At 69.4% G+C, this 22,290-nt stretch carries 26 protein-coding genes; 15 read left to right on the plus strand and 11 right to left on the minus strand.

Annotated elements, in window-relative coordinates; all coding sequences use genetic code 11:
• Positions 1-32: 32 nt before the first annotated feature.
• Positions 33-605, minus strand: a complete 573-nt coding sequence (locus WJM96_RS06630; protein WP_424811645.1) for an outer membrane protein assembly factor BamE — start codon at positions 603-605, stop codon at positions 33-35.
• Between the two features lie 141 nt (positions 606-746).
• On the opposite strand from WJM96_RS06630, the gene WJM96_RS06635 reads away from it, so the two are divergent.
• The 5 genes from WJM96_RS06635 to WJM96_RS06655 all read left to right on the plus strand — a co-directional run bounded on the left by WJM96_RS06635 (position 747) and on the right by WJM96_RS06655 (position 4,096).
• The gene (locus WJM96_RS06635; RefSeq protein WP_424811646.1) at positions 747-1,208 is read left to right on the plus strand and encodes a ubiquinol-cytochrome C chaperone family protein; all 462 of its coding nucleotides are present in this window, start codon (positions 747-749) and stop codon (positions 1,206-1,208) included.
• Positions 1,205-1,696: a DUF177 domain-containing protein gene (locus WJM96_RS06640; protein ID WP_424811647.1), complete on the plus strand. Its 492-nt coding sequence runs from the start codon at positions 1,205-1,207 to the stop codon at positions 1,694-1,696. The genes WJM96_RS06635 and WJM96_RS06640 overlap by 4 nt, the downstream gene beginning before the upstream one ends.
• Positions 1,697-1,811: 115 nt before the next feature.
• On the plus strand, positions 1,812-2,012 hold the full coding sequence (rpmF, locus tag WJM96_RS06645; protein ID WP_424811648.1) for a 50S ribosomal protein L32: 201 nt from the start codon (positions 1,812-1,814) through the stop codon (positions 2,010-2,012).
• A gap of 33 nt (positions 2,013-2,045) precedes the next feature.
• Positions 2,046-3,137: a phosphate acyltransferase PlsX gene (gene plsX / locus WJM96_RS06650; protein WP_424811649.1), complete on the plus strand. Its 1,092-nt coding sequence runs from the start codon at positions 2,046-2,048 to the stop codon at positions 3,135-3,137.
• Between the two features lie 8 nt (positions 3,138-3,145).
• Positions 3,146-4,096, plus strand: a complete 951-nt coding sequence (locus tag WJM96_RS06655) for a beta-ketoacyl-ACP synthase III (protein WP_424811650.1) — start codon at positions 3,146-3,148, stop codon at positions 4,094-4,096.
• Here the strand turns inward: WJM96_RS06655 and WJM96_RS06660 are convergent.
• Positions 4,093-5,145 (minus strand): HoxN/HupN/NixA family nickel/cobalt transporter, encoded by a 1,053-nt coding sequence (locus WJM96_RS06660; protein ID WP_424811651.1) that lies wholly within the window; start codon positions 5,143-5,145, stop codon positions 4,093-4,095. The genes WJM96_RS06655 and WJM96_RS06660 overlap by 4 nt on opposite strands.
• 75 nt (positions 5,146-5,220) lie before the next feature.
• On the minus strand, positions 5,221-6,027 hold the full coding sequence (locus WJM96_RS06665) for a GDSL-type esterase/lipase family protein (RefSeq protein WP_424811652.1): 807 nt from the start codon (positions 6,025-6,027) through the stop codon (positions 5,221-5,223).
• 106 nt (positions 6,028-6,133) lie between these two features.
• On the opposite strand from WJM96_RS06665, the gene WJM96_RS06670 reads away from it, so the two are divergent.
• The 3 genes from WJM96_RS06670 to WJM96_RS06680 are packed head-to-tail and all read left to right on the plus strand — an operon-like array spanning position 6,134 to position 9,197.
• On the plus strand, positions 6,134-7,477 hold the full coding sequence (locus tag WJM96_RS06670) for a GDSL-type esterase/lipase family protein (protein WP_424811653.1): 1,344 nt from the start codon (positions 6,134-6,136) through the stop codon (positions 7,475-7,477).
• 7 nt (positions 7,478-7,484) lie between these two features.
• Complete coding sequence (locus WJM96_RS06675; RefSeq protein WP_424811654.1) at positions 7,485-8,879, plus strand: MBOAT family O-acyltransferase; 1,395 nt, start codon at positions 7,485-7,487, stop codon at positions 8,877-8,879.
• Between the two features lie 12 nt (positions 8,880-8,891).
• Complete coding sequence (locus WJM96_RS06680) at positions 8,892-9,197, plus strand: hypothetical protein (RefSeq protein WP_424811655.1); 306 nt, start codon at positions 8,892-8,894, stop codon at positions 9,195-9,197.
• Between the two features lies 1 nt (position 9,198).
• Here the strand turns inward: WJM96_RS06680 and WJM96_RS06685 are convergent, their stop codons facing one another.
• Positions 9,199-9,798, minus strand: a complete 600-nt coding sequence (locus tag WJM96_RS06685; RefSeq protein ID WP_424811656.1) for a hypothetical protein — start codon at positions 9,796-9,798, stop codon at positions 9,199-9,201.
• 171 nt (positions 9,799-9,969) lie between these two features.
• On the opposite strand from WJM96_RS06685, the gene WJM96_RS06690 reads away from it, so the two are divergent.
• Positions 9,970-10,278, plus strand: a complete 309-nt coding sequence (locus WJM96_RS06690; protein ID WP_424811833.1) for an integration host factor subunit alpha — start codon at positions 9,970-9,972, stop codon at positions 10,276-10,278.
• A gap of 32 nt (positions 10,279-10,310) precedes the next feature.
• Positions 10,311-10,649 (plus strand): MerR family transcriptional regulator, encoded by a 339-nt coding sequence (locus WJM96_RS06695; protein WP_424811657.1) that lies wholly within the window; start codon positions 10,311-10,313, stop codon positions 10,647-10,649.
• Here WJM96_RS06695 and WJM96_RS06700 read toward each other — a convergent pair.
• Both WJM96_RS06700 and WJM96_RS06705 read right to left on the minus strand, forming a co-directional pair.
• Positions 10,646-12,655, minus strand: a complete 2,010-nt coding sequence (locus WJM96_RS06700; RefSeq protein WP_424811658.1) for a response regulator — start codon at positions 12,653-12,655, stop codon at positions 10,646-10,648. The genes WJM96_RS06695 and WJM96_RS06700 overlap by 4 nt on opposite strands.
• The gene (locus WJM96_RS06705; RefSeq protein WP_424811659.1) at positions 12,618-13,142 is read right to left on the minus strand and encodes an adenine phosphoribosyltransferase; all 525 of its coding nucleotides are present in this window, start codon (positions 13,140-13,142) and stop codon (positions 12,618-12,620) included. Before WJM96_RS06705 ends, WJM96_RS06700 begins: the two co-directional genes overlap by 38 nt.
• A 139-nt stretch (positions 13,143-13,281) precedes the next feature.
• On the opposite strand from WJM96_RS06705, the gene WJM96_RS06710 reads away from it, so the two are divergent.
• Entirely contained in the window at positions 13,282-13,470 is a 189-nt protein-coding gene (locus WJM96_RS06710; protein WP_424811660.1) for a DUF2842 domain-containing protein, read from the plus strand.
• Position 13,471: 1 nt separating this feature from the next.
• Here WJM96_RS06710 and WJM96_RS06715 read toward each other — a convergent pair whose 3' ends face one another.
• The 5 genes from WJM96_RS06715 to WJM96_RS06735 all read right to left on the minus strand — a co-directional run bounded on the left by WJM96_RS06715 (position 13,472) and on the right by WJM96_RS06735 (position 18,347).
• Positions 13,472-14,434: a Bug family tripartite tricarboxylate transporter substrate binding protein gene (locus tag WJM96_RS06715; protein ID WP_424811661.1), complete on the minus strand. Its 963-nt coding sequence runs from the start codon at positions 14,432-14,434 to the stop codon at positions 13,472-13,474.
• Between the two features lie 74 nt (positions 14,435-14,508).
• Entirely contained in the window at positions 14,509-14,883 is a 375-nt protein-coding gene (locus WJM96_RS06720; protein ID WP_424811662.1) for a phage tail fiber protein, read from the minus strand.
• Between the two features lie 29 nt (positions 14,884-14,912).
• On the minus strand, positions 14,913-15,227 hold the full coding sequence (locus tag WJM96_RS06725; RefSeq protein WP_424811663.1) for a hypothetical protein: 315 nt from the start codon (positions 15,225-15,227) through the stop codon (positions 14,913-14,915).
• Between the two features lie 18 nt (positions 15,228-15,245).
• The gene (locus tag WJM96_RS06730; RefSeq protein WP_424811664.1) at positions 15,246-17,648 is read right to left on the minus strand and encodes a glycosyl hydrolase family 28-related protein; all 2,403 of its coding nucleotides are present in this window, start codon (positions 17,646-17,648) and stop codon (positions 15,246-15,248) included.
• 42 nt (positions 17,649-17,690) lie between these two features.
• A complete protein-coding gene (locus tag WJM96_RS06735; protein WP_424811665.1) occupies positions 17,691-18,347 on the minus strand; it encodes a hypothetical protein in 657 nt (218 codons plus the stop codon).
• Between the two features lie 239 nt (positions 18,348-18,586).
• Between WJM96_RS06735 and WJM96_RS06740 the strand changes: the two genes are divergently transcribed.
• From WJM96_RS06740 to WJM96_RS06755, 4 genes are read left to right on the plus strand one after another with little or no spacing between them, the layout of a single operon-like run.
• A complete protein-coding gene (locus tag WJM96_RS06740; RefSeq protein WP_424811666.1) occupies positions 18,587-19,672 on the plus strand; it encodes an extracellular solute-binding protein in 1,086 nt (361 codons plus the stop codon).
• Positions 19,669-20,667, plus strand: a complete 999-nt coding sequence (locus WJM96_RS06745) for an ABC transporter ATP-binding protein (protein WP_424811667.1) — start codon at positions 19,669-19,671, stop codon at positions 20,665-20,667. The genes WJM96_RS06740 and WJM96_RS06745 overlap by 4 nt, the downstream gene beginning before the upstream one ends.
• Positions 20,664-21,500: an ABC transporter permease gene (locus WJM96_RS06750; RefSeq protein ID WP_424811668.1), complete on the plus strand. Its 837-nt coding sequence runs from the start codon at positions 20,664-20,666 to the stop codon at positions 21,498-21,500. Before WJM96_RS06745 ends, WJM96_RS06750 begins: the two co-directional genes overlap by 4 nt.
• Positions 21,497-22,273: an ABC transporter permease gene (locus WJM96_RS06755; RefSeq protein ID WP_424811669.1), complete on the plus strand. Its 777-nt coding sequence runs from the start codon at positions 21,497-21,499 to the stop codon at positions 22,271-22,273. The genes WJM96_RS06750 and WJM96_RS06755 overlap by 4 nt, the downstream gene beginning before the upstream one ends.
• The last annotated feature ends 17 nt before the right edge of the window (positions 22,274-22,290 follow it).

Here is a 22,290-nt window from a genome sequence, read left to right on the forward strand (position 1 = left end):
CCAAGCCTGGGCTTGAAAATGACCCGGAACCGTTACCGGGGGGCGCCGGCCGGTGCACCCGTGCCCGACATGCCATCGGCGCCGACGCCGCCACCCGGCGTGGGCCCGAAGCGGCCAATATTGCCGAAGAGCGCCTGCAGGATGCTGCGGTCGTTGCCGGGCGTCGGCGTCTCGCGGGAAACGAAATCGACGCGCGGCATGTCGGCGTCCGTCAGCTCGCGGACTTCCTGTACCGTCCCTCGATCGTCGAACTTGACGACCACCACCTTCTGCGAGCGCAGGGCCAGGGCGCGGGCCGGCCGGAGCTGCGTCACGCCGCTGATGTAGTACCAGACGTCGTCGGTGAAGGTTCCGGACTGGCTTGGGCTGCCCAGCGCCGCCTGGACGTCGTTGCGGGTAGAGACGCCGGGTGTGACCTGGGCCAGCTGCTCCTCGGTGACCGCGTGGCCCCGGGGAATGCGGGGCGTCGTGAAGACGTCTCGCGGCCGCTCCGGCAGGGGAGGCATGTAGTTGCATCCCGCCAGGACCGGAGCGAGCAGCAGCACTCCCCAGAAGGGGGCGCGCACGGTGCGGCGGATGTTGACCGGGGCGGGATGACGGGCCATGTGCCGGGGATTAACGACACCCAGCCCTCGCGGTCAATCGGCCAGGGGCGCTCCCTCAGGACCCTGACCCACATGGGCCTTCTCGGCCTCTTCCGACGCCCCCGTCATGAGAGGGCAGGCTTCCTCCTCTATGGCTGCGCCGTGGCCGCCGCCCGCCGGCCGGAATTCTACGAGGCGATGGCGGTTCCGGACACCACGCCGGGCCGTTTCGAGCTCATCTGCGCCCATGTCGCCCTTGTGATCCGCCGCCTTCGTGCGGAGGGCAGCCGCCTGGGCGACGACCTCGCCCAGGCGACTTTTGACGCGATGTTCGCCGATATGGACGTGACCCTGCGCGAGATGGGCATCGGCGATATGACCGTCGGCAAGCGGGTCAAGAAACTCTGGGAAGGTTTCCATGGCCGTGCCGAGGCTTACGCTGCGGCCCTGGCCGCTGCGGACGACTCGGCCCTGGCCGAGGCGCTGACCCGCAACATCTGGGCGAAGGAGCCGCCGCCGCCCGGCGCGGCGCTGGCGGTGGGCCGCCGGCTGGCAGAGGCGGACGCGATCCTGGCCGCCCAGCCCATCGAAGACCTGGTCCGGGGGGAGGCCCGATTCGCATGAGCACGGAATTCAGCCATCCCGTCATCCTGTCGCATGTTCCTTCCGGCGGGCGCGGCCTACGCCTGGAGGCCAGCGAGGCCGAGCGCGCCGCCCTGGCCGAGCGCCTGGGCCTGCTATCGCTGCAGAGCCTCTCGGCCGAACTCCAGATGGATCCGGGACCGCAGGGCGTGGTGAAGGTCACCGGCCGCCTTCGGGCGGCGCTGGAGCAGGCCTGCGGGATCACCCTGGTCCCGGTCCGGCAGGAAGTGGACGTGCCGCTCGCCTGGCGCTTGCTCCCTGAGGGCATGGAACCCTCGGATGGCGAGGACGACCCGGACGATCTGGAAAGCGAGCGTGGCGTGGTCGACCTCGGCGAGGCGTTGGCCCAGGAGCTCTCCCTGGTGCTGGACCCCTATCCCCGCGCGCCCGGCGCGGAGATGCCCGAGCTGGGCGACGACGCGCCGCATGGCCCCTTTGCAGCCCTGTTGAAGCTCAAGCGGCCCGAGTAGGTTGCGCGCCGGGGAGGATGGGTGCTAAGCGCCCCCCTCTCTGCCGTTGCAGGATTGCCGCGGTGGCCCCCGCTTGGGCAAATGCCCCAGATTTACCGTTGAAAGGCTGGCTCCGATGGCCGTCCCCAAGAAGAAAGTCTCGCCCTCCCGCATGGGTATGCGCCGCAGCCACCACGCCGTGGCCAAGGAAGCGCACCTGGAGTGCTCCAACTGCGGCGAGCTGAAGCGCCCGCATCATGTCTGCTCCTCCTGCGGTCACTACGACGGCCGTGAGGTCGCCGCCGCCGACGCGCTGAAGGGCGTGGTCCGCGGCTGACGTGGCGACGGGCGGGGCTCTTCCTCAGTGAACATGGCCACGCCCGCCGAAGGCCAGCTGCGCCGCTTTTCCCTGGCGATCGATGCGATGGGGGGCGATCACGCCCCCGACATCGTGCTCGATGGTCTGGAGCTGGCGGCGGAAAGACATCCCGGTGCGCAGTTCCTGCTGCTGGGCGATGAGCTGCGGCTGCAGGCCGCGCTGGCCACGCGTCCCCGCGCGGCCAAGGCTTGCGTGCTGCGCCATGCGCCGGATGCGATTCCCGGCGACATGAAGCCGACCCAGGCGCTGCGACAGGGCCGCAAATCCTCCATGCGCATGGCGATCGACGCCGTCGCGGCCGGCGAGGCCGCGGGCGTCGTCTCGGCGGGCAATACCGGCGCGCTGATGGCGCTGGCGAAGATCGTCATCAAGACGATGCCCGAGATCAGCCGGCCGGCCCTCGCGGCCATCGCGCCATCGATCCGCGGCGATGTGGTGCTGCTCGATCTTGGCGCCAATGTGCAGTGCGACGCGCGCAACCTCGTCGAGTTCGCGGTGATGGGCGATGCCTTTGCGCGCGCCGTGCTCGGCCTGCCCAATCCCAGTATCGGCCTGATGAACGTCGGCTCCGAGGAGCTGAAGGGGGACGACCGTGTCCGCGATGCGGCCGAGGTGCTGCGCCAGGGCCATGCGGGCCTGAACTTCTACGGCTTCGTCGAGGGCCACGACATCGGCGCCGGCACGGTCGACGTCATCGTGACCGACGGCTTCACGGGCAATGTTGCACTGAAGACCGGCGAGGGCGTGTTCAAGCTGATGCGCGACATGCTGCGCCAGGCCTTCACCTCCAGCCTGTCGTCCCGACTCGGCTACCTTCTGGCGCGGCCCGCGCTGGATCGGTTGCGCGAATGGATGGATCCGCGCCGCTACAACGGCGCTATCCTGCTCGGCCTTAATGGCGTGGTCGTGAAGTCTCACGGCGGGACGGATGCGACGGGCTTCGCCCATGCAATCGATGTCGCCATGGACATGGTGACGCACGGCTTCACGCCGACGATCCGCGATGCTCTTTCACGGCTGGCCAAGCATGCCGGCCCCCTCATCCCCGACACCGCGCCGCCCCTCGCCGCGCAGCAGGACTGAGACCGACCTTGTCCCTTCGTTCCGTGATCGCCGGCTGCGGCGGCTACCTCCCCGAACTCGTGCTCACCAATGACGAGCTGGCGAAGAAGTACGGGCTGGACACGAGCGACGAGTGGATCCGCGAGCGCAGTGGGATCATGCAGCGGCATCTCGCCGGGCCGAACGACACCGCAACCTCGCTGGGCGCGGAAGCGGCACGCCGCGCGCTGGCCCACGCCGGGATCGCAGCGACCGAGGTGGATGGCATCATCGTCGCGACCTCGACGCCGGACAACGCCTTCCCCTCGACGGCGGCGCATATCCAGGCGGCGCTCGGCGTCGGCCGGGGCTTCGCCTTCGATGTCTCGGCGGCCTGCACGGGTTTTATCTACGCGCTGTCGGTGGCCGACTCGATGATCCGCAGCGGTCAGGCCCGCTGCATGCTCGTCATCGGGTCCGAGGTCTACTCGCGCATCCTGGACTGGACGGACCGTTCCACCTGCGTGCTCTTCGGCGATGGCGCGGGCGCCGTGGTGCTGCGGGCCGAGGAGGGCACCGAGCGCGGCGTGCTGTCGACGCATCTGCATGCGGACGGCACCCAGGCCGGCATCCTCTACGTGCAGGGCACGACGGGGCCGCTGCGAATGTCGGGCAAGGAAGTGTTTCGCCAGGCGGTGAATAAGCTCTCCTCCGCGGTGGACGAGGCCTTGGCCGCCAACAATCTCACGAAGCAGGACGTGCATTGGCTGGTCCCGCACCAGGCCAATGTGCGGATCATCGACGCGATGGGCCGCAAGCTCGGCCTCTCCGGCGACCGGGTGGTGAAGACTGTCGCGCGGCACGCCAATACCTCGGCCGCTTCCGTGCCGCTGGCGCTGGCCGAGGCGACCGCGGACGGCCGCATCCACAAAGGCGACCTCGTGCTCCTCGAGGCAATCGGTGGTGGGCTGACCTGGGGCGCGGCGCTGGTACGGTATTAAGGGGTCTCCGCCACCCCGATCCGGTCGTAGCCCCGCAGGCGATAGACCAGGACGGACACCACCCAGCTGATGAGGAAGATCGCCACGACGGCGTAGCCGAGCTGGCCGAGATTCTCGTTCAGTTCGCTCACGAAATCCCAGATGCCGCCTTCCAGGCCCAGCTTCTCGGCGATCAATCCCAGCGCACCGAGTCCGCCGATGAAGAGCGCGACTGCCACCGAGGCCGCGGTCAGCGTCAGGTTGTACCAGAGCTTGCGGACCGGATGCACCGACGCCCAGCCGTAGGCGCCGGTCATGAGCACGCTGTCCGTCGTGTCCATCAGCGTCATGCCGGCGGTGAAGAGCGCGGGGAAGACCAGGATCGTCCAGATCGGCATGCCCTGTGCGCCCTGGGCCGCGGCGATGCCCAGCAGCCCGATCTCGGTGGCCGTGTCGAAGCCCAGGCCAAAGAGGAAGCCCACCGGGTAGAGATGCCAGGAGCGCGAGACGAGGCCGAAGGCCCGCCGGAACAGCCGCGAGAGCAGTCCCCGGCCGGAGAGAACGGCTTCCAGCTCCTCCTCGGCGACGTGCTCGCCTTGTCGGGCGCGGCGGAAGGCGGCCCAGATTCGCCGCAGGATCAGCAGGTTGGCGAAGCCGATCAGCAGCAGGAATCCCGCCGAGATGACGGTGCCGATTATGCCGCCGATCTCGTGGAACTCGGCCAGCTCGTCCTGCATCGCCGCCGCGGTGGCGGCCAGGATGGCGGAGGCGATCACCACGATCGACGAATGGCCGAGTGAGAAGAAGAGGCCCGCCGTGTGCGGTGCCTTGCCCTGCTGCACCAGCTTGCGGACAACATTGTCGATGGCCGCGATGTGATCCGCGTCGAAGGCGTGCCGCAGGCCGAGCATATAGGCCAGGAAGGCCGTGCCCATGAGCGTCGGGGAATGCGAGAAGGCAACCCAGGCCCAGGCCCAGGCGGCGAGATTCGCGGCCAGGAGAAGAATGTAGACGAGCGCGATCTTGGTGCGGGAGCGCTCCGGCCGGTCGTCGAAAGGATTGAGGATCACGCGCGCATCACTTTTGCCGCAGACTGATTACGCCGCGTCCGCGCCGGGGGCAAACCTGAGCGTGACGCGGGCCGGTCAGGTGTCGCTGATGCGGCCCAGCCCGGGCGCGAGCTCCGGGAAGAAATGGTCGACGTCGTCGAAGAACAGCGACGCGATGCGGCGATAGCCCCAATCGGTGAAATGGACGCCGTCATCGGCGCGGAAGAGGCGGCTGCCCCGATCTGAGGTGACGCTCGGCAGGAAACGGCCCTGCGCGTCGCTGGTCGCATCCCAGGTCGGGATCCAGACGGCGCCCGCGCGCTCCGCGGCCGCCTGCTGGATGTCGTTCAACTGGCGTGCGGCATCGGCGAATTGCGCGTTCCGCATATTGGGCAGGCCGAACCAGGCGACGCGCGCCCCGGTCTCGATACCCGGCGCCACCATCTCCTCCACCCGTTTGGCGTAGCCATCGGCGAAGCCCGCCGTGCCGAAAGCGTAGCGGATGCGCTGCTCCCGCACGACGAGCGGGCGGAAGTCGTTCGCGCCGATCCAGAAAATCACCAGGTTCGGCCGATGCCGCATCACGAGCTCTCGCGCGGCGGTCGGCCAATCACGTTCGTCGCTGCGGGTCACGCCCGTGGCGTGGAGCGTTCCATTGGTCGCGCGCACGCCATCACGGCGGCGCAGGACGCCATTGAGGGAGAGGAACATTCCTTGGGCCAGGGAGTCGCCGCAAAAGAGGATGTTCACCCGATCCGGCACCGCGCGTTCCGCTGCGCTCTGTGCCGGTGCCGCGCTAGCCGATGACAGGAGCGCTATTGCGCCATAGAGAAGGGATCGACGGGGCAGAGTAGGTTCATCGAAGCCGACGGCCACGCCGCATTCTCCAGACCAGAAGGTCACAACTTAAAGGGCGGCATCTGCCGTGCATGGAAGTTGCCACGCATGGAAATGCTGAGGGGAAGCATAGCATGAGCAGGGCCGCGATGAAGTCCCGGAGCGTGGAGAAATGCTGAATCGCCGCGGGATTCTGGCGGGCTTCGGCGCCATGCTGAGCGGATGCGCGGGCGGCGGCGGGCTGCATGGATCGGGCGACCTGCCTGAATGGCAGGATCCGGCCTTCCGGGTCGAATCGGCGCCCGATGCAGCCCTGGACGCCGTGCTGCCGGTCCGCATGGGAGGCGACGCCTATGCGCCCCTGGGCGCCGCCTTGCGCGGTATCCAGCGGGGCGACCGCGAAGCGCGCGCCCTCGTCATGCTGATGGGCGACAGCCACACCGCCGGCCCGGTCATGGTGGAGCATCTGCGATACCTGATGCAGTCGCGCTTCGGCGCGGCCGGTGTGGGAAGGCTCTCGCCGGGCCGCGCACAGCGCTACTTCAACCCGACGGCGGTGCAGATTACCCAGACCGGCGAATGGACCGCCCGCAACGCGTTGCGGGCGAGTTCCCAGGGGCCGTTCGGCCTGACCGGCTATCGCCTCTCCGGCGCCGGACCGGGAGACACGATCACGCTCCGTTCCAATGAGACGGATGGCTTCGACCGGCTGCAGCTTTCCATGATGACGGGGCCGGAGGCCGGCAGCTTCCGGCTGCGCGTGGATGACAACTGGATCGGCCCCGCGACGCTCAGGCATGCACGGGCCGAGTTCCGCCCCCTCTCGCTGGATGTCCCGCGCAACAGCCGGGAGATTGCGATCGAGCTGACCGGCGACGGCCAGGTTGAGTTGTTGGGCTGGGGCCTGGAGCGGCGGAGCCGGGGGGTGCTGGTCGAGGGCTTCGGGATCAATGGCGCGACCCTCGCCTCGCTGGAATATCGCGACCCGGACATCCTGGCACGTGAGCTGACGGGCCGGCCGCCCGCGTTGGTCATCCTAGAGTTCGGCACCAACGAGGCGACGGACCCTGACTTCGACGAGGCGGCCTATGCCGCGGCGCTCACCCGGCAGATCGAGCGGCTTCGGCGCATCCTCCCGCGCAGCGGCATCCTGCTTATGGGCGTCCCCGATGCGGGAAGGCCCGTGCGCGTCAGCACGCGGCCCGTCCGCCGGGGCGCGCCACCACGCCGGCCGCCCACGGGCTGCGCGGCAGTGACGCCGCTGGTCGCGCTATCGCGCGTGCGCGCGGCGCAGCGCGCCGTCGTGCAGCAGACGCGCGTCGGCTATTTCGATTGGAGCGCCGAGGTGACGCGCAACATCTGCCGCCTGCCTGAGTTGGCCAGTGGTGACACGCCGCTGATGCGCGCCGACCTCGTCCACTTCACCCCGGACGGCTACCGCCTGACGGCCGAGCGGCTCTACGCCCACATCATGCGCGGTGCTGGTTTCGGCACGCGCGGCCAGAACGAGATCTGACCACCGCATGCTCTTTCCCACCGGGATTTTTGCGATCTTCTTCGCGGTTGTCTTCCTCGGCCATTGGTCGCTGGTGCGCTGGGCGCCGCGATGGGACCGACTCTTCCTGCTGGCTGCGAACCTAGCCTTCTACGCGTTCTGGAGCGTGGAGTTCTGCGCGGCGCTGCTCTTCGTGGGCTTCTGGACCTGGATGATCGGACTGCTGGCTGGGGGTCGGAGATCGCGGGCCTGGCTATGGGTCGGCGTCGGCGGCGCGCTGCTGTGGCTCGGATGGTTCAAATACACGAACTTCTTCATCCAGGAGGTCCTGAACCGCGCGGAATTCCTGGGCCTCGGGCCTATACCGCTCCTGGATATCGTGCTGCCGGTGGGCATCTCCTTCTACTGCTTCCAGGCCATCTCCTACATGGTCGATGCCTATTCCGGCGAAGCGGAGGTGGAGCGCAGCCCGTTGAACGTGCTCGTCTACCTGACCTTCTTTCCGCACCTCGCGGCGGGGCCCATCGTGCGCGCCGCGCATTTCCTGCCGCAGCTCCACACGCCTCCGGACCGTTTCCGCATTCCCGTCGCGATGGCGGCTATCCTGATCCTGGGGGGGCTGTTCAAGAAGATGGTGATCGCGAGCGAACTGGCGACCGGCCTCGTCGATCCGGTCTTCCGCGACCCCTCGGCCTATGGCGCGGCGGATGTCTGGCTCGCTTCCTACGCCTATTCGGTGCAGATCTTCTGCGACTTCTCGGCCTATTCGGACATGGCGATCGGGTTCGCGGCGCTGCTGGGCTACCACTTCCCGAAGAATTTCGATCAGCCCTTCCGGGCGGTCACCTTGTCCGAATTCTGGAGACGCTGGCACATCTCGCTCTCCACCTGGCTTCGCGACTACCTCTACATCCGCGCCCTGGGCGGCAACCGGCGGGGGGAGACGCGGACGCGCGTGAACCTGCTGCTGACCATGGTGCTGGGCGGCATCTGGCATGGTGCGAACTGGACCTTCCTGCTCTGGGGGGCGTTGCACGGCGCGGCCCTCGCGGTCGAGCGCGCTCTGGGCGGTAAGGGGGAGCCGCGCACAGGCACGGGGCGGCTGCTGCGCTGGCTGATCACCTTCCACATCGTGGTGCTCGCCTTCGTGCTGTTCCGTACGCCGGACATGGCGAGTTTCGGCGCAATGCTGGCGGGTCTCGCCTCGCCGCTGCCGGCGGAGCTGGTGAGCTGGCGGCTGCTTCTGCTGGTGGCGTTCGGCCTGGGCATCCACTTCCTGCCGCCGGACCTGCGCGAGCGCGTCGAGGATTGGATCCGGGGCCTGCCGCCGCTGGTACTGGGCGGGGCGGTGGGGGTGGTGCTGCTCGCGATCCTGCTCGCGGGGCCCGAGGGCGTGGCCCCCTTCATCTACTTCCAGTTCTGAGGAGTTGGCCACATGCAGCAGCCTTGGCTGAACCCGCCCGGAACGCCGGCCCGAAAGGGCGTAGCCGACGACTTCTCGAGCTCCTCGGCGACCATGCCTTTGCGTGGCGCGCTGACCGTGCTGGCTGTCGTGTGGCTGCTGCTGCTGATGGGGAGGTCGGACGCGATCGTGGATGCCGCCTACGGCCTGCCCGTCGCGCCCGGAACGGAGACGCTCATCTCTGTCGCGGAGGGGTGGAACGGGCTCATGCAGGCTTTCGGCATTCCCGCCTTCCTGGATGAGGCGCGTGCCCTGCTCGCCTCAGGCCGCAGGGATTGAATCAGGTGCCGGGCAGCCGATTGCGCTGCAGCACCTCGGCGAGGCCCAGCCACCAAGCCCGGTAGGCCATGCCGGTGGCGGGATGGATACCGTCGCGCGAGGGGTAGCTGCACCGCGCCTCGCGTCCGTTGTTGATGGCGGGAAGGTCGAGCGTGCGCTCCGGCGAGCGGCGGATGCGCGTGAGCGCTCGCTCCAGCGCCTGGCTACTGCGGTCCAGCTGGCTGTCCTGCGAGAAGCAGCCCGGCGTGGCCCAGATGATCTGCTGCGCATCCCAGCCCTGCAACACCTGCACGATCTGCGCGAGGTAGGAATCCGCGTCCATGCCGCGGAGGTCGTTGGTCCCGAAGACGAGGACCAGCCGGCGGGCGCAGCGCGGAGCCTGGGTCCGCAGCCAGGAGATCCCGGCGCCGTTCTTCGCGATCACCTCGAAGCCGAGCTCCCGGGCATAGGGGCCCATGCCTTCGGCGAGGCTGTCGCCGAGCAGAATATCCGGGCAGGCATTTGCCGTCTGGGCCTGGGCAGGCGCCGCCGCCCACAGGAGGGAGGCGGCGAGGATCAGGGCCGGAAACAGGGCCCGAAAGGGAGCATGGCGTCGTGCCATTGGTCAGGACTCCTTCCTGGGCCGCCACGGAAATGGCGACCCCTCGGTAAAAATCGAATGAATGAGGGAAGATTGCGGCGGCGCGGCATTCCCTTGCGAAACATGGTTGACGCGGAGGGGCCGAACCGGCTTTCCTGCTTCATCAATCACTTGCAGGGTTGGGCGCACGCCATGGAGACGTTGACGCGATCAGGCCTCGCCGAAGCCATCTACGCTGCCGTCGGACTGTCCCGGAACGAATCCGCCGCCCTGCTTGAAGCGGTGCTGGAGCGGATATCCAGCGTGCTGGAAACGGGAGAATCCGTGAAGATTTCTGGGTTTGGAACCTTTCTCATTCGGCAGAAGGGGCAGCGCGTCGGGCGCAACCCCAAGACCGGCGTTGAAGTCCCCATCCTGCCCCGGCGCGTGCTGACTTTCCGGCCGAGCCAGGTCCTCAAGGCCAGGATCAACGGCGAACCGGTGAAAGCCGAAGAGGCGTGAGTGGGCTGCCCGATCTAGAGGATCGTCCCCGCTTGCGCAAATCCGCCCAAGCCTTCCGGACCATCAGCGAGGCGGCGGATCAGCTCAATGTCCCGCAGCATGTGCTCCGTTTCTGGGAAACGAAGTTCCCTCAGCTCAAGCCTTTGAAGCGTGGGGGTGGGCGGCGCTACTATCGTCCGGAGGACATCGCGCTGCTCAAGCGCATCTCCGACCTGCTCTATACGCAAGGTTATACGATCAAGGGCGTCCAGCGGCTGCTGGGCGAGACGGAGCCCGAATTGCCGCTGGCTGAGCCGGCGCTTGAGGAGAGCGGGCTGGCCAGCGTCCTGGCCGAGCTCGAGGAGATCGCCGGCGAGTTGCGGCGGCTCTAGCCGCCGGAGTTCTTCCTGCCCCGGGCCGGGAAGGCCGCGAGGCTCCGCTCCGTCAGCTCCGTCAGCCCCTCCAGCAATCCGGCCCAGCGTTCAGGCCGGCCGCTATGGCAGGCCTCTTCCAGCGCCCCGGCGGCGTCGCGCAGCGCGAGCGCGCCGAAGGTCGCGGCGGCGGAGCGCAGCCCTTGCGCCTCGTCCTCGATCCGCTCCGGGTCGGAGAGGCCGCGCATGCGGCGCACCCGCTCGCGCGTCTCCGCGGCGAAGACGTCGATCAGGTTGGGCAGGCGCCCCGGCCCGACAGCCGAGCGCAGTTCCTCCAGCGTCTCACGGTCGATCAGCGGCGGGGTCGCGCCCGGTTCGCCGGCGGGTTGCGGCACGGGCGGGCGATTGCCGATGGCGTGGTCGACGGCAGCCAGCAACTGCGCGCCGAAGACGGGCTTGGCGAGATGCCCGTCCATTCCGGCCGCCAGGCAGCGTTCCACATCGTCCGGCAGGCTGCTCGCGGTCATGGCCAGGATCGCCACCCGGCCCCGAGGCCCTTCGATGTGGCGGATGGCGCGGGTGGCTGCGTAGCCGTCCAGCAACGGCATTCGAAGGTCCATGAGGATGAGGTCGTAGTCGTTCGCCTGCGCCTGCGCCACGGCCTCGACGCCATCATGCGCGAGGTCGACGCTGTGCCCGGCCTTCCGCAGCATGGAGGCAACGACCAGCTGGCTCGCCCGGCCATCCTCGGCCACGAGGATGCGCGCGCGAGCGACCCGCGCCGGCCTCGCGGGTGCGGCGAGTTTCGCCGAGGGCAGGCGGGCGAGGGCCAGGTCGAAGAAGTAGGTGCTGCCGCGTCCCGGCGCATTGTCGAGTGCGAGTTCGCCGCCCATCAGCGACACGAGTTGCCGAGCGATCGTCAGGCTGAGGCCCGCGCCCGGCCGCTCTCCCGGCATGGGCGCTCGGCCGAAGAGCCGGTGTCCGAGGGGCGGGGCGAGGCCGCTGCCCGTATCCGTCACGGCGAAGCCTACATGCCCATCGGGCAGAGCCGTGACCCGAATCTCGACCCCGCCGCGCTGGGTGTTGCGGATGGCGTTTTCGGTCAACGTGCGAAGCACCTGCCGGATCCGCGCCGCATCGCCCTTCACGCGCGGCGGAAGCAGATGATCCAGGCTGTAGCCAAGCTGTATGGAGCCCTCCTCGGCCGCGGGCGCCAACTCCTGAACGATCCCCTTCAGCAGCTCTCCGAGCTGAAAGGGCGCGGCCAAGATTTGAAGCTGTCCACCCTCGAGCTGGCTGAGGTCTCGCAATTCCTCCATGCCGTGGGCGAGCGTGTGCGTGGCACGCTGCGCGGCTTCGGCATAGGCGCGCTGTTCGGCATCCAGGGGAGTCTCGAGCAAGAGCGCCAGCATGCCCGCGGCGCTGTGCAGCGGCGTCCGCAGCTCGTGGGAGGCGAGGGTCAGGAAATCATGCGCGCGGCGCCGCACACGCTCAGCCGCACGAGCGCCGGAACGGGCTTTCGCCTCGGTCCGGCGCAGCACCGTCAGGTCCCGCTGGATTCCGAGGTAGGCGAGGGGCTCGCCCGTCGCGTCGAGCACGGGGGCGACGTGAAGCTCGTTCACGAAGCGGCGTCCATTGCGGCGGTGATTCACGATCTCGATGGTGATGGGCCGCCGCTCGCGGATCGCGTGGCGCAACTCCAGCACCTGCTCGCGAGCCGTTCCCCGCCCCTGGAGGAAGCGGCAGTTCCGCCCCAGCGCCTCGGAGGCGGCGTAGCCGGTGATGCGGCAGAAGGCTGGATTGACGAAGACCAGTGGGTAATCGGGCTGCGTCGCATCCGCGATGGTGACCCCGACTGGCACCGCCGCGGCGACCGCGGCGAGAAGCTCGCCCATGCCGGCACCGAGGATGGTGTCCCCGGCGCCATGCAGCATCATGTTGCCGGAAGGATCGCGGGCGATCTGTTCCGGGTCCAGCCTGGCCGGCGTGTCAGTCGTCGTAGGCCAGGAGCGTTTCGACGGGGACATCGAGGCGCTTCCGTCCTTCCAGGAAGGTCAATTCGATCAGCGCGGCGACCGCCGGAACCACGGCGCCCACCTGGCGCAGCAGCTGCAGGCCAGCCGCCATGGTCCCGCCCGTGGCGAGGAGGTCGTCCAGCAGGACGACGCGCTGGCCGGGCGAGACGGCATCCGCCTGCATCTCGATCCGGTCGGTGCCGTACTCCAGGGCGTAGTCGAAGCCCACCGTCGCACCCGGCAGCTTCCGGGGCTTGCGGAGCATCACGAAACCGAGCCCGAGTTCGAGCGCCAGCGGGGCGGCGAGCAGGAAGCCGCGGCTTTCGATGCCGGCCAGAAGATCGGGCTTATACGGGCGCACCCGCGCCGCCATCTCGGCCATCGCGGCCTTCCAGGCGGGGCCGTGGCGGAGCAGCGTGGAGATGTCGTAGAAGAGAATCCCCGGCTTCGGGAAATCGGGAATGCCACGGATGTGGCTCTTAAGTTCTTGCTCGGTCACGGGCTTTCTTCGCGGCGCACCGCCGGCGCGGGAGGCGCAGACTGGTTTTCGGCGCGGAGCCTACCCTCTGGGGCGAAGGACCCGCAACCTTCGGCGGGTGTCAAAAGGCCATGGCGGCCAAGGAGTTCATGTCACTTCGATGTCACGTGGAAAGCTCGCCTTCCTGATCGGCGTAATAGGCTTCGTTGCCTATATCGTCGCCGCAACGGCGCTCGGCGACGTCGTCGTCCAGCGCCATTGGGCCCTTCAGGTGCTCTACTATATCGCCGCGGGCGTAATCTGGGTGGTGCCCGCGGTCTGGCTCATGCGTTGGGGCGCGAAGCGCTAGATCAGGAGCCGGAGGCCCGGATCACGGGGGTCCAGCGGGCATATTCCGCCGCCACCCAGGCCGCGAGCTGCGGCTGGGGCACCTGGCCAGCCGAGACGAATGCGTAGGAGTCGAGCTTCTCGCGAATGCCGGGCTCGGCCAGGATCGAGGTGACGGCGGCGGAAAGCCTCTCCGTGATTGCGTCCGGCAGCCCCGCCGGGCCGCAGAGCAGGAACCAGTTGAGGCTCACTACATTCGGGAATCCCGCCTCGCGCGCCGTCGGCACGTCGGGCAGGATCGCCGCGCGCTCGGCCGAGGAAACGCAGAGCCCCCGCATGTTGCCCGCGCGGATCGCGGCCACGTTGGCGGCGGCCGTATCCCACAGCGAGGTCGTGGCGCCGCTGAGCACGCTGGTCTGAGCCTCGGGCGCGCCGCGGAAGGGGGCGTGCAGCAGCTGGGATCCCGTCTCCATGCCGAATAGCACGCCGGTGAGATGCCCCATGGAGCCGATGCCCGAGGAGCCGAAGCTCACGGCGTCGGGCGCCCGCTTGGCCGCCGCGGCATAGCTGGCGAGGTCGCGAAGAGGCCCGTTGCCGGCGACGGCGCAGACGATCGGCGCGCCGCCCATCAGCGAGATGTAGGTGAAGCTGCGTGCCGAAGAGTAGGGCAGGTTCGCCTGCATCTGCGGCAGCAGCACGAGCGGCCCAGGCGTGGTGAGCAGGAGGGTGTAGCCGTCCGGCCGCTCATTCGCGGCGGCGCCCAGGCCCACCGCCCCACCGCCGCCCGCGCGGTTGTCGATGACGAAGGACTGGCCGAGCACGCGTTCCAGCCGCTCCGCCACCGGCCGCATCATGAGATCCGAAGCCCCGCCCGGCGTGAAGGGAATGATCACGCGGACAGGGCGGTTCGGCCAGGCGGCCTGTGCCTGGACGATCGCGGGCGCGGCCATCAGCGGGGCGGCGGCGAGAAGTTGGCGGCGAAGCATGGTCGGGTGTCCTCCGGATGTCGGGGGACCTTAAGCAATCTTCATGCCCCGAATTTCCTCTTCGCCGCCACGGATCATTCGCCCGTCATGGTCATCCCGCCGGGATTGATGGTGACCGTACCCGGCCCAGAGACCGCCACCGGCGTCGTCAGCGCTGACCAAGTCAGGGCATTGCCGCTCGTTGCCGCATCGAACAGGCCGATATGGGAGAAGCTGCCGCCGGCCGCGGTGAAGGTGAAGCGCACCGGTTCGGCATTCGTCTGCACGCCGGTGCCGGTGAAAGTGACGCGCTGGCGGACATAGCCGTTGCCCACCGGCTCTCCGCTCACGCCCGTCGGGTTGCTGCCGCCGGTGCCGAGCGCGAGGTAGACGGCATTGGGCAGGACCGGCGCGCGGCCGCAAAGGGCTCGGGCGAGGATGTTCTTCGCGTAGTCGGTCATGGAGCTCATGGATCGTGGTCCTTTCTGCGGTGGTGGGATCAGGCGTCGGCGGCGTCGGCGAAGAGGGATGGCAGGGGCCGCCCCTCCGCATCCGTGCCGGCGGGCTGCTGGCGGATGGCGCGATAGAGGGCATCGATCCCGATATGGCCGGGCTCCTCCATCGCATCCTGGTCGAAGCGGAAGCCGAGGCGGTGCAGCGGTGCCTTGCCGGCACGGCGCGCCGCCTCGTCGCGATAGCCGTGGAGCTGCGCCTCCAGCACCCCGGCGATGCGGTCGAACTGGAGGTGGGTGAGCCGCCAATAGGCAGCGGCGATGCCCGTGTCGTTGATCTCGAGGGGCTGGACTAAGGCCATGGGTGGCTCCTTTCGGGGTCAGGCCGTGGTTTCGACGGAGAGAACGCGCGCTACCCAGCGGATGGTCTTGCTCGCCTCGCCGGTCGCGGTCAGGGCCAAGGCCCCATTGGCGGTGTCGGCGGCAATGCCCACGCGCCAAGCGGCGGCGCCGCCGTCCGCGTGCGTTGGCCCGACGCTGGTGCCGGAACTGCCGACCAGGGTGGTCGCCGCCGCACTGGCTCCGCGCCGGATCAGCGCGGTCATCTCCCAGCCTGCGCAATCGCCCGTGGTGCCGGCCGAACCCGCGGTCTGCTGTGCGACGACCCGGATGCGGGCCATGTAAGTCCCGTTGTTGGGCAAGTTGAGCGTGTTCGCGCTGCCTTGAGCGGCGTTATCCGCGGTCAGCCTCGTGGGCGTGGCGTCGGTGGTGATGCGTCGCAGCAGGGCCTCGGCGCTCTGCGCGTCTCCTACTGTCGCGAAGTTGCCGGCCGACCAGACCCCGACGCCTGAGCGGCCGCGCGCCGTGGCCTGGGTCCCGCCGGGAATCCAGGCCGAATTTCCATCGGCGGTATTGGACACGCCGCCCGCGACGGTGGCGCCCGATGCGGCCGTGGTGTTGCCTGAGCCGCCGGCGATGGTGCAGTTGCCGTTGATGGCGCTGTTTCCCGAGCCGCCAGCCACGGTGGCATTGCCGCCGGCCGCCCGATTGTTGACGCCGCCGCCGATCGTGGAGCTGGCGCCGCTGGCCACCATCGCCGCGTTCGTGCGGCTGGTCTGCCAGTCGGTGGCGATGCTGCCGCGCGCATTGCCGCCTGCGGCGGTGCCGTCGGTGAATTGCGCCTGGATGGAGCCGGTTCCCTTGGGCTGCCCGATCACCGCGGTGAGGTTCGCGTCCGAGCCGGTCGCGATCCAGCCGACGAGAGCCGGCGAACCGGTCGCCGCGCCACGGATCTCCATGCGGTTCACCGCATTGGCGGGCGTCGTCACCTCCAGCGCGTTCGAGCCGGGCGCGGCGCCCAGGCTGAGCGTACCGCTGGTCGCCCGCATCACCTCCACCCCGCCCGAGGAGAGGCTGAGCCCGCCCGCGGCCGGCCGGAACAGCCCGGTGTCGGTGCGGCCGACCGCGACGCCGGGCCGTGCAGCCTCGCCATCCGGACCGAAGCTTCCCACGGACCCGTTGGTGCCGGCATTGACCACCGGGCCCGGGATCGCCGTCTCGAGCAGCGGCGGACTGCCGAGGTTCACGCGGTTGGGGACGCCCGTGGCCGCGTTCGCCAGGTGGATCGCCGCCGCGCCGGTGTTGCGCTGGTTGTAGTTCACGCAGCGCAGCGAGCCGATGTCGAGGCGGTTGGAATGCGCCTCGATGCGGATGGAATTGTCCTCCGCATCGTCCACGCGCAGGGAACCGATCTGCACGCGCGTGCCGGAGGAGGCGATGTAGATGCCGATGGCCCCGGGCAGCGGCGCGCCGAAACCGTTGAAGATCTCGCCCTGCACCGTCATGGAATCGATCTGTCCGTCGGTATTGGCGGTGTCGATCCACAGGCCGTGCTTCACGAAATCGGCGTAGGCCTGGCCGATGCTGAACTTCTGCGTGTAGCCGGCAGCCGACGAGGTGAAGCAGAACATTGAGCGGTAGCCGAGGGCGAAGGCCTGGTCCACGAAGACGCCATCGCAGCGCCGGAAGACCAGCGCATCTCCATTGGCCTGCTGCCAGTGGACCACATGATCGTTGGACGACCAGTAGGGCCAGAGGTGCAGGTTGTGCATCCGCGCCGCGTCGTAGCACTCGTCGATCTCGATGGCCGTGGTGAAGACCTGGCCGCGGATGCGCCGGAAGTCGCAGCGGCCCGAGTTGCGCGAGTAGATGCCCCGGTTCACGCCGGAGAACAGGATGTTGTCGAAGTCCACGCCGCCGAAGCAGTTCACGACCTTGAAGACATAGTCGTAGTTCGCGGGCGCCCAGGAGGCGTTCTGTGCCGCCGTGTGCGACTGCCGGACGGCGAGGTCCTTCACCACGGAACCGCGCGCCGCCGTGCCGGTGAAGGTGATGGGCGTGAAGCCTGTCTCGTAGACGCAGAGCCAGGTGCCGTCGCCCGGATTGCCGCCTTCGTTGTAGCCCGCGCCCTGCAGGCGCACCGCGCCGTTGGTCACGGTGATGGGCGACATCAGCCGATAGGCCCGTGCGCCCAGCTGCACGACGCCGCCCGCGCTGCCGAGCGCGTTGATCGCGGCCTGGATGGCCGGCGCGTCATTGGTGGAGCCGTCGCCCACCGCGCCGTAGTCGCGCACATCCACGCCGCGATCAGCGAGGACGGAGCGCCGGAGCTGGAGAAGGGTCGCGCGCTTCGTCAGAGCGGGCGAGGTCTGGACAAGGGGGGTGAGGTCGCTGTCGGCCAGGCTCGTGGCCGCCGGCAGCTCGCTGATCTTCAGGTCGGGCATGGTCTCCGTCCGCTGGTGTCGGAAAGGGGGAGGGACGGGGGCTCAGTACTGCGCGATTGCCGAGCCGTTTTCCTGCAGCAGTTTTACGCCGTCCTCCGTCAGCATGAGCTGGAGGTCGGGAAGGATGTTGAAGCTGCGCGAGGTGACGACGATGCCGCGGTCGTCACCATCCTCGACCTGGATGCGATAGCCGGTTCCGATGGCCGGCGTGGGCAGCGTCGTCGTCGCGTAGCCCTGCTCGACCGGCACGAGCCTGGTGGGCGGGATGATCGCCCCCTGGCTGTTCCGCAGCGAGACCACGACCTGGTTGATCGGCCCCGTCACCTGCGCGGAGACCGGGATGGCGGTGCCGATGATGATGCCGGCGACCAGCGGGGCCAGCACGATCGTCGCGACCACGGCGCTTGCCGCCTGAACCAGACGGAAGGTCTGCGCGACGGTGCGGGTCAGCGCGATCGGCGTCACCGAGCCGTCGAGGGTCACGCCCGGGCCGATGCCGGCGTTGGCGCGGACCGGAAGGATGGCCATGGCGTCGGCGGCCTGGACGATCATCATGTCGCCCGCCTGGAGGCGCGACGTGGCGCCGCTGAAATAGCCGCCGGCCACGATGTCCGCCTTGAGATCGGTGCTGCGGTAGTGCCAGAGGTTGAAGCGGGCCGTCTGGATCAGCGGCACGAGGTCGGTGGCGATATAGGGCATGGGACGTGCGTCTCCTGCGTCGCGGCCAGGCTGGTCGCGGCGTTCGGCTGGGGGGCGGAAGGATGTGGAGGCCGGGGGGATGCGGTGGACGCAGTTCGCCCCTTGGCGGAGTTGCAGATATCAGAACAAAACAGGAACTTCAAGCGGAAAAGTGAGCGAAATAGCGAACGTATTGGCAAGCGCGCCCGCCTGCCCCATAGCGGTCTCACGCCCGGAGAATGCCCATGCGCCGATTGCCCATGCGCCCATTGATCTTCTGCCTCGCGCTCCTGCTCGCCGCGACAGGTGCCCGCGCGCAGCCGGTGCTCAACATCTACAACTGGGCCGACTACATCGATCCCTATGCAATCGAGCGCTTCCAGCGCGAGACGGGCATTCGCATCCGCTACGATGTCTACGACACGCTGGAGACGCTGGAGGGCAAGCTGTCCGCCGGGCGCTCGGGCTACGATATCGTGGTGCCGACCAGCGAGCCTGCTTTCAACCGCCTGGTCCGCGCGGGCGCGCTGCGGCCGCTCGACATGGCGCGGCTGCCGAATGCGTCGAATCTCGATCCGGCGCTGATGGCGCGGGTGGCGAGCGTGGATCCCGGCAACCGGCATGGCGTGATCTATCTCTGGGGCACCGTGGGCCTCGGCATGAATGCCGCGCGCATCCGTGAGGTCGCGCCCGATGCGCCGATGGACAGCCTGCAGCTGCTGCTGAATCCCGAGCATGCGCGGCGCATCGCGCGCTGCGGCATCGCCGTGATGGACAGTGCCATCGACGTGCTGCCCACGGTGCTCCGGCATGTGGGCGCCGACCCGAACAGCACGGCCCAGGCGGACCTGGACAATGCGCAGCGCGCGCTGCTCGCGATCCGTCCCTATCTGCGCTCCATCCCTTCGCCGCCCGCGATCATCGACGCGTTGGCCGCCGGCGAGATCTGCCTCGCCTTCTCCTATTCGGGCGACGTCATCCAGGCAGGCGCCCGCGCAAGGGAGGCGCGGCGGAGTCATGAGGTCACCTACGTCATGCCGCGCGAGGGCGCGCAGCTCTGGTTCGACATGGTGGCGATACCGGCCGATGCCCCGAACCCGGATGCCGCCCACGCCTTCATCAACTTCCTGCTGCAGCCGGATGTGATGGCCGGCGTCACGCGGCAGGTTCGCTATCCAAATGCGGTACCTGCCTCCCGCGTGCTGCTGCCCACGGAGATCCAGAACGACCCGAGCGTCTTTCCCGACGCCCAGGCGCTGGCGCAAAGCTTCATCGCCGGCACGCCGGCCCAGGCGGGTGAGCGTGCGCGGGCCCGGCTCTGGTCGCGGTTCAAGGCGGGGCGGTGACGCTCCTTTCGCTCGAGGGCGTGACGAAGCGCTTCGGCGCGGCCACTGCGCTGGACGCGCTATCCCTGGATATCGGCGCGGGTGAGTTCTTCGCGCTGCTGGGCGGATCGGGCTCGGGCAAGTCCACGCTGCTGCGGATCGTGGCGGGATTCGAGATGCCGGATGAGGGGCGCGTCTCGCTGCGCGGCGCCGATATCACCCGCCTGCCGCCGCCCGCGCGCGACGTCGCGATGATGTTCCAATCCTATGCGCTGTTCCCGCACCTGAGCGTGGCGGACAACATCGCCTACGGCCTGCGCCGCGCCGGGGAGGGCAGGGCGGCGACCTCCACCCGTGTAGCGGAGCTGGTGGCCCTGCTCGGCCTCGCCGGGCTGGAGGCGCGGCGACCGCGGCAGCTCTCGGGCGGGCAGCAGCAGCGCGTGGCGCTGGCCCGCGCGCTCGCACGCCGGCCACCCCTGCTGTTGCTGGACGAGCCGTTGGCCGCGCTGGATTCCGGCCTGCGCGAGCGCACGGGGCTGGAGTTGCGCGCCTTGCAGCGGCGGCTTGGCGCCAGCTTCGTGATGGTGACGCATGACCAGGCCGAGGCGCTCTCTCTCGCGGATCGCGTGGCGGTGCTGGAGGGCGGGCGCATCGCGCAGGTGGCGCCGCCGCGCGAGCTCTACGAGCGCCCGGCCACGCGCTCCGTCGCCCGCTTCCTCGGCGCGGCCAATGTGCTGGAGGCTGGCCGCCTCAAGCTCAGCGCCGCCAGCGCGGCGCCTGCCTACGCGCTGCGGCCCGAGCGCATCCGGCTGGCGTCGGCCGCGCCGGAGGCCAATGGCACGGAGGCGCGCGTCACCGACCTCGCCTTCCGCGGCGGCGATGCGCTGCTGCTCGCGCAGGTGGAGGGCGGGCCGTTGCTGCGCGTGGTGCTCCCGGCGGGCATGAGGCTGCCGGAGGCCGGCGCGCGGATCTTCCTGGAATGGGACGAGGCGGCGCTGGCGCCGCTCCAGTCATGACGCGCGGTCTCGCCTGGTCCGCCTTGCTGGTGCTGGTCGCGGCGCCGCTGCTGGTCGTGCTGGGCATGGGCTTCGGCACGCCGGATACGGGCGTGCCGCCGGTGATTCCGCCCATCGGACGCGGCGGGTGGCAGGGGAGCACCGACGCTTGGGGCCTGATCCTGGGTGACGGCTTCTATCTGGACACGCTGCTGCGCTCGCTCCGGCTCGCCGCCGTCACGGCCGCGCTGTGCCTGGTGCTGGGCTTCGCCATGGCGCTCGGGATCGCGAGCGCCCCGGCATCGCGTCAGCCCCTGCTGCTGGCCCTCGTGCTGCTCCCCTTCTGGACAGGCTTCGTGCTGCGGCTCACCGCCTGGGTCGGCATCCTGCGGGATACGGGCTGGGTGAACACGATGCTGATGCGGCTCGGCCTGATCTCGGAGCCGCTGCAGATGCTCTACAGCGAGGGCGCGCTGCTGCTCGGCATGGTGCATTCCTACCTGCCATTCGCCGTCCTGCCCCTGGTGGCGACGCTTGCCAAGCGCGACCCGGCGCTGGAGGAGGCCGCGTCCGACCTCGGCGCGCGGCCGATCATGGTCTTCGCCACGGTGACGTTGCCGCTCGCGGCGCCTGCCGCGGCGGCGGCCTTCCTGCTGGTCTTCATCCCGGCGGCCGGCGAGGTGGTGATCCCCGAGATGCTCGGGGCCCCGGATTCGATGCTGATGGGCCGTGCCATCTGGGGCGAATTCTTCCAGACCCGCGACTGGCCCGCCGCCGCGGCCCTCTCCACGGCGCTGCTGGCCCTGCTGCTGGTGCCCATCGCGCTCTACCAGCGCCTCTCGGTGCTGAAATGAGGCGGCTGCTCCTGGTCCTCGGCCTGGGCTTTCTCTGGGCGCCGGTGCTGATCATGGCCGTCTATGCCTTTTCGGCGAGCCGCGTGCCCTTCCAGTGGGGCGGCTTCTCGCTGCACTGGTTCGGCGCCTTGGCGCGCAACGAGCGCATGTTGGAGGCTGCGTGGCTCTCGCTCAGGGTGGGCGCGGCGGCGGCGAGCCTCGCGACCCTTCTCGGCCTCGCCTTGGGCTGGGTCCTGGCCCGCCATGGCCGCTTTAGGGGCCGGCCGGTCTTCGGCGCCTTGGCGGGCGCGCCCCTGGTCCTGCCGGAGGTGGTGACGGGCCTTTCGCTGCTGCTGCTCTTCGTGGGGCTGGAGGCGCTGACGGGCTGGCCCGGTCAGCGCGGCGCCGTCACCGTCTGGCTGGCCCATTCCGTCCTCGGAATGGCCTATGTGGCCGTGCTGGTGCAGGCGCGACTCGCGGCGATCGACCCGGCCCTGGAGGAGGCGGCCTCCGACCTCGGTGCCTCGCCGTGGACCGTCTTCCGCACGGTGACCCTGCCGCTGATCTCGCCCAGCCTGGCGGCCGGCTGGCTGCTGGCCTTCACTCTTTCGTTGGACGATGTGGTGCTGGCCAGCTTCGTCTCCGGCCCTGGAGCCACCACTCTGCCGGTCTATCTCTTCTCCCAGCTTCGCCTCGGCATGACGCCGGAGGCCAATGCGCTCGCGGTGGTCTTTCTGGCCATGGCGGGCGGATTGAGCGGGATTGCATGGGTGATGCGCCGCCCGCCGGGTTGAACCGGGCTTCCCGCGGC

It is taken from the genome of Roseococcus sp. YIM B11640, from assembly GCF_049727625.1.
Lineage (GTDB): Bacteria > Pseudomonadota > Alphaproteobacteria > Acetobacterales > Acetobacteraceae > Roseococcus.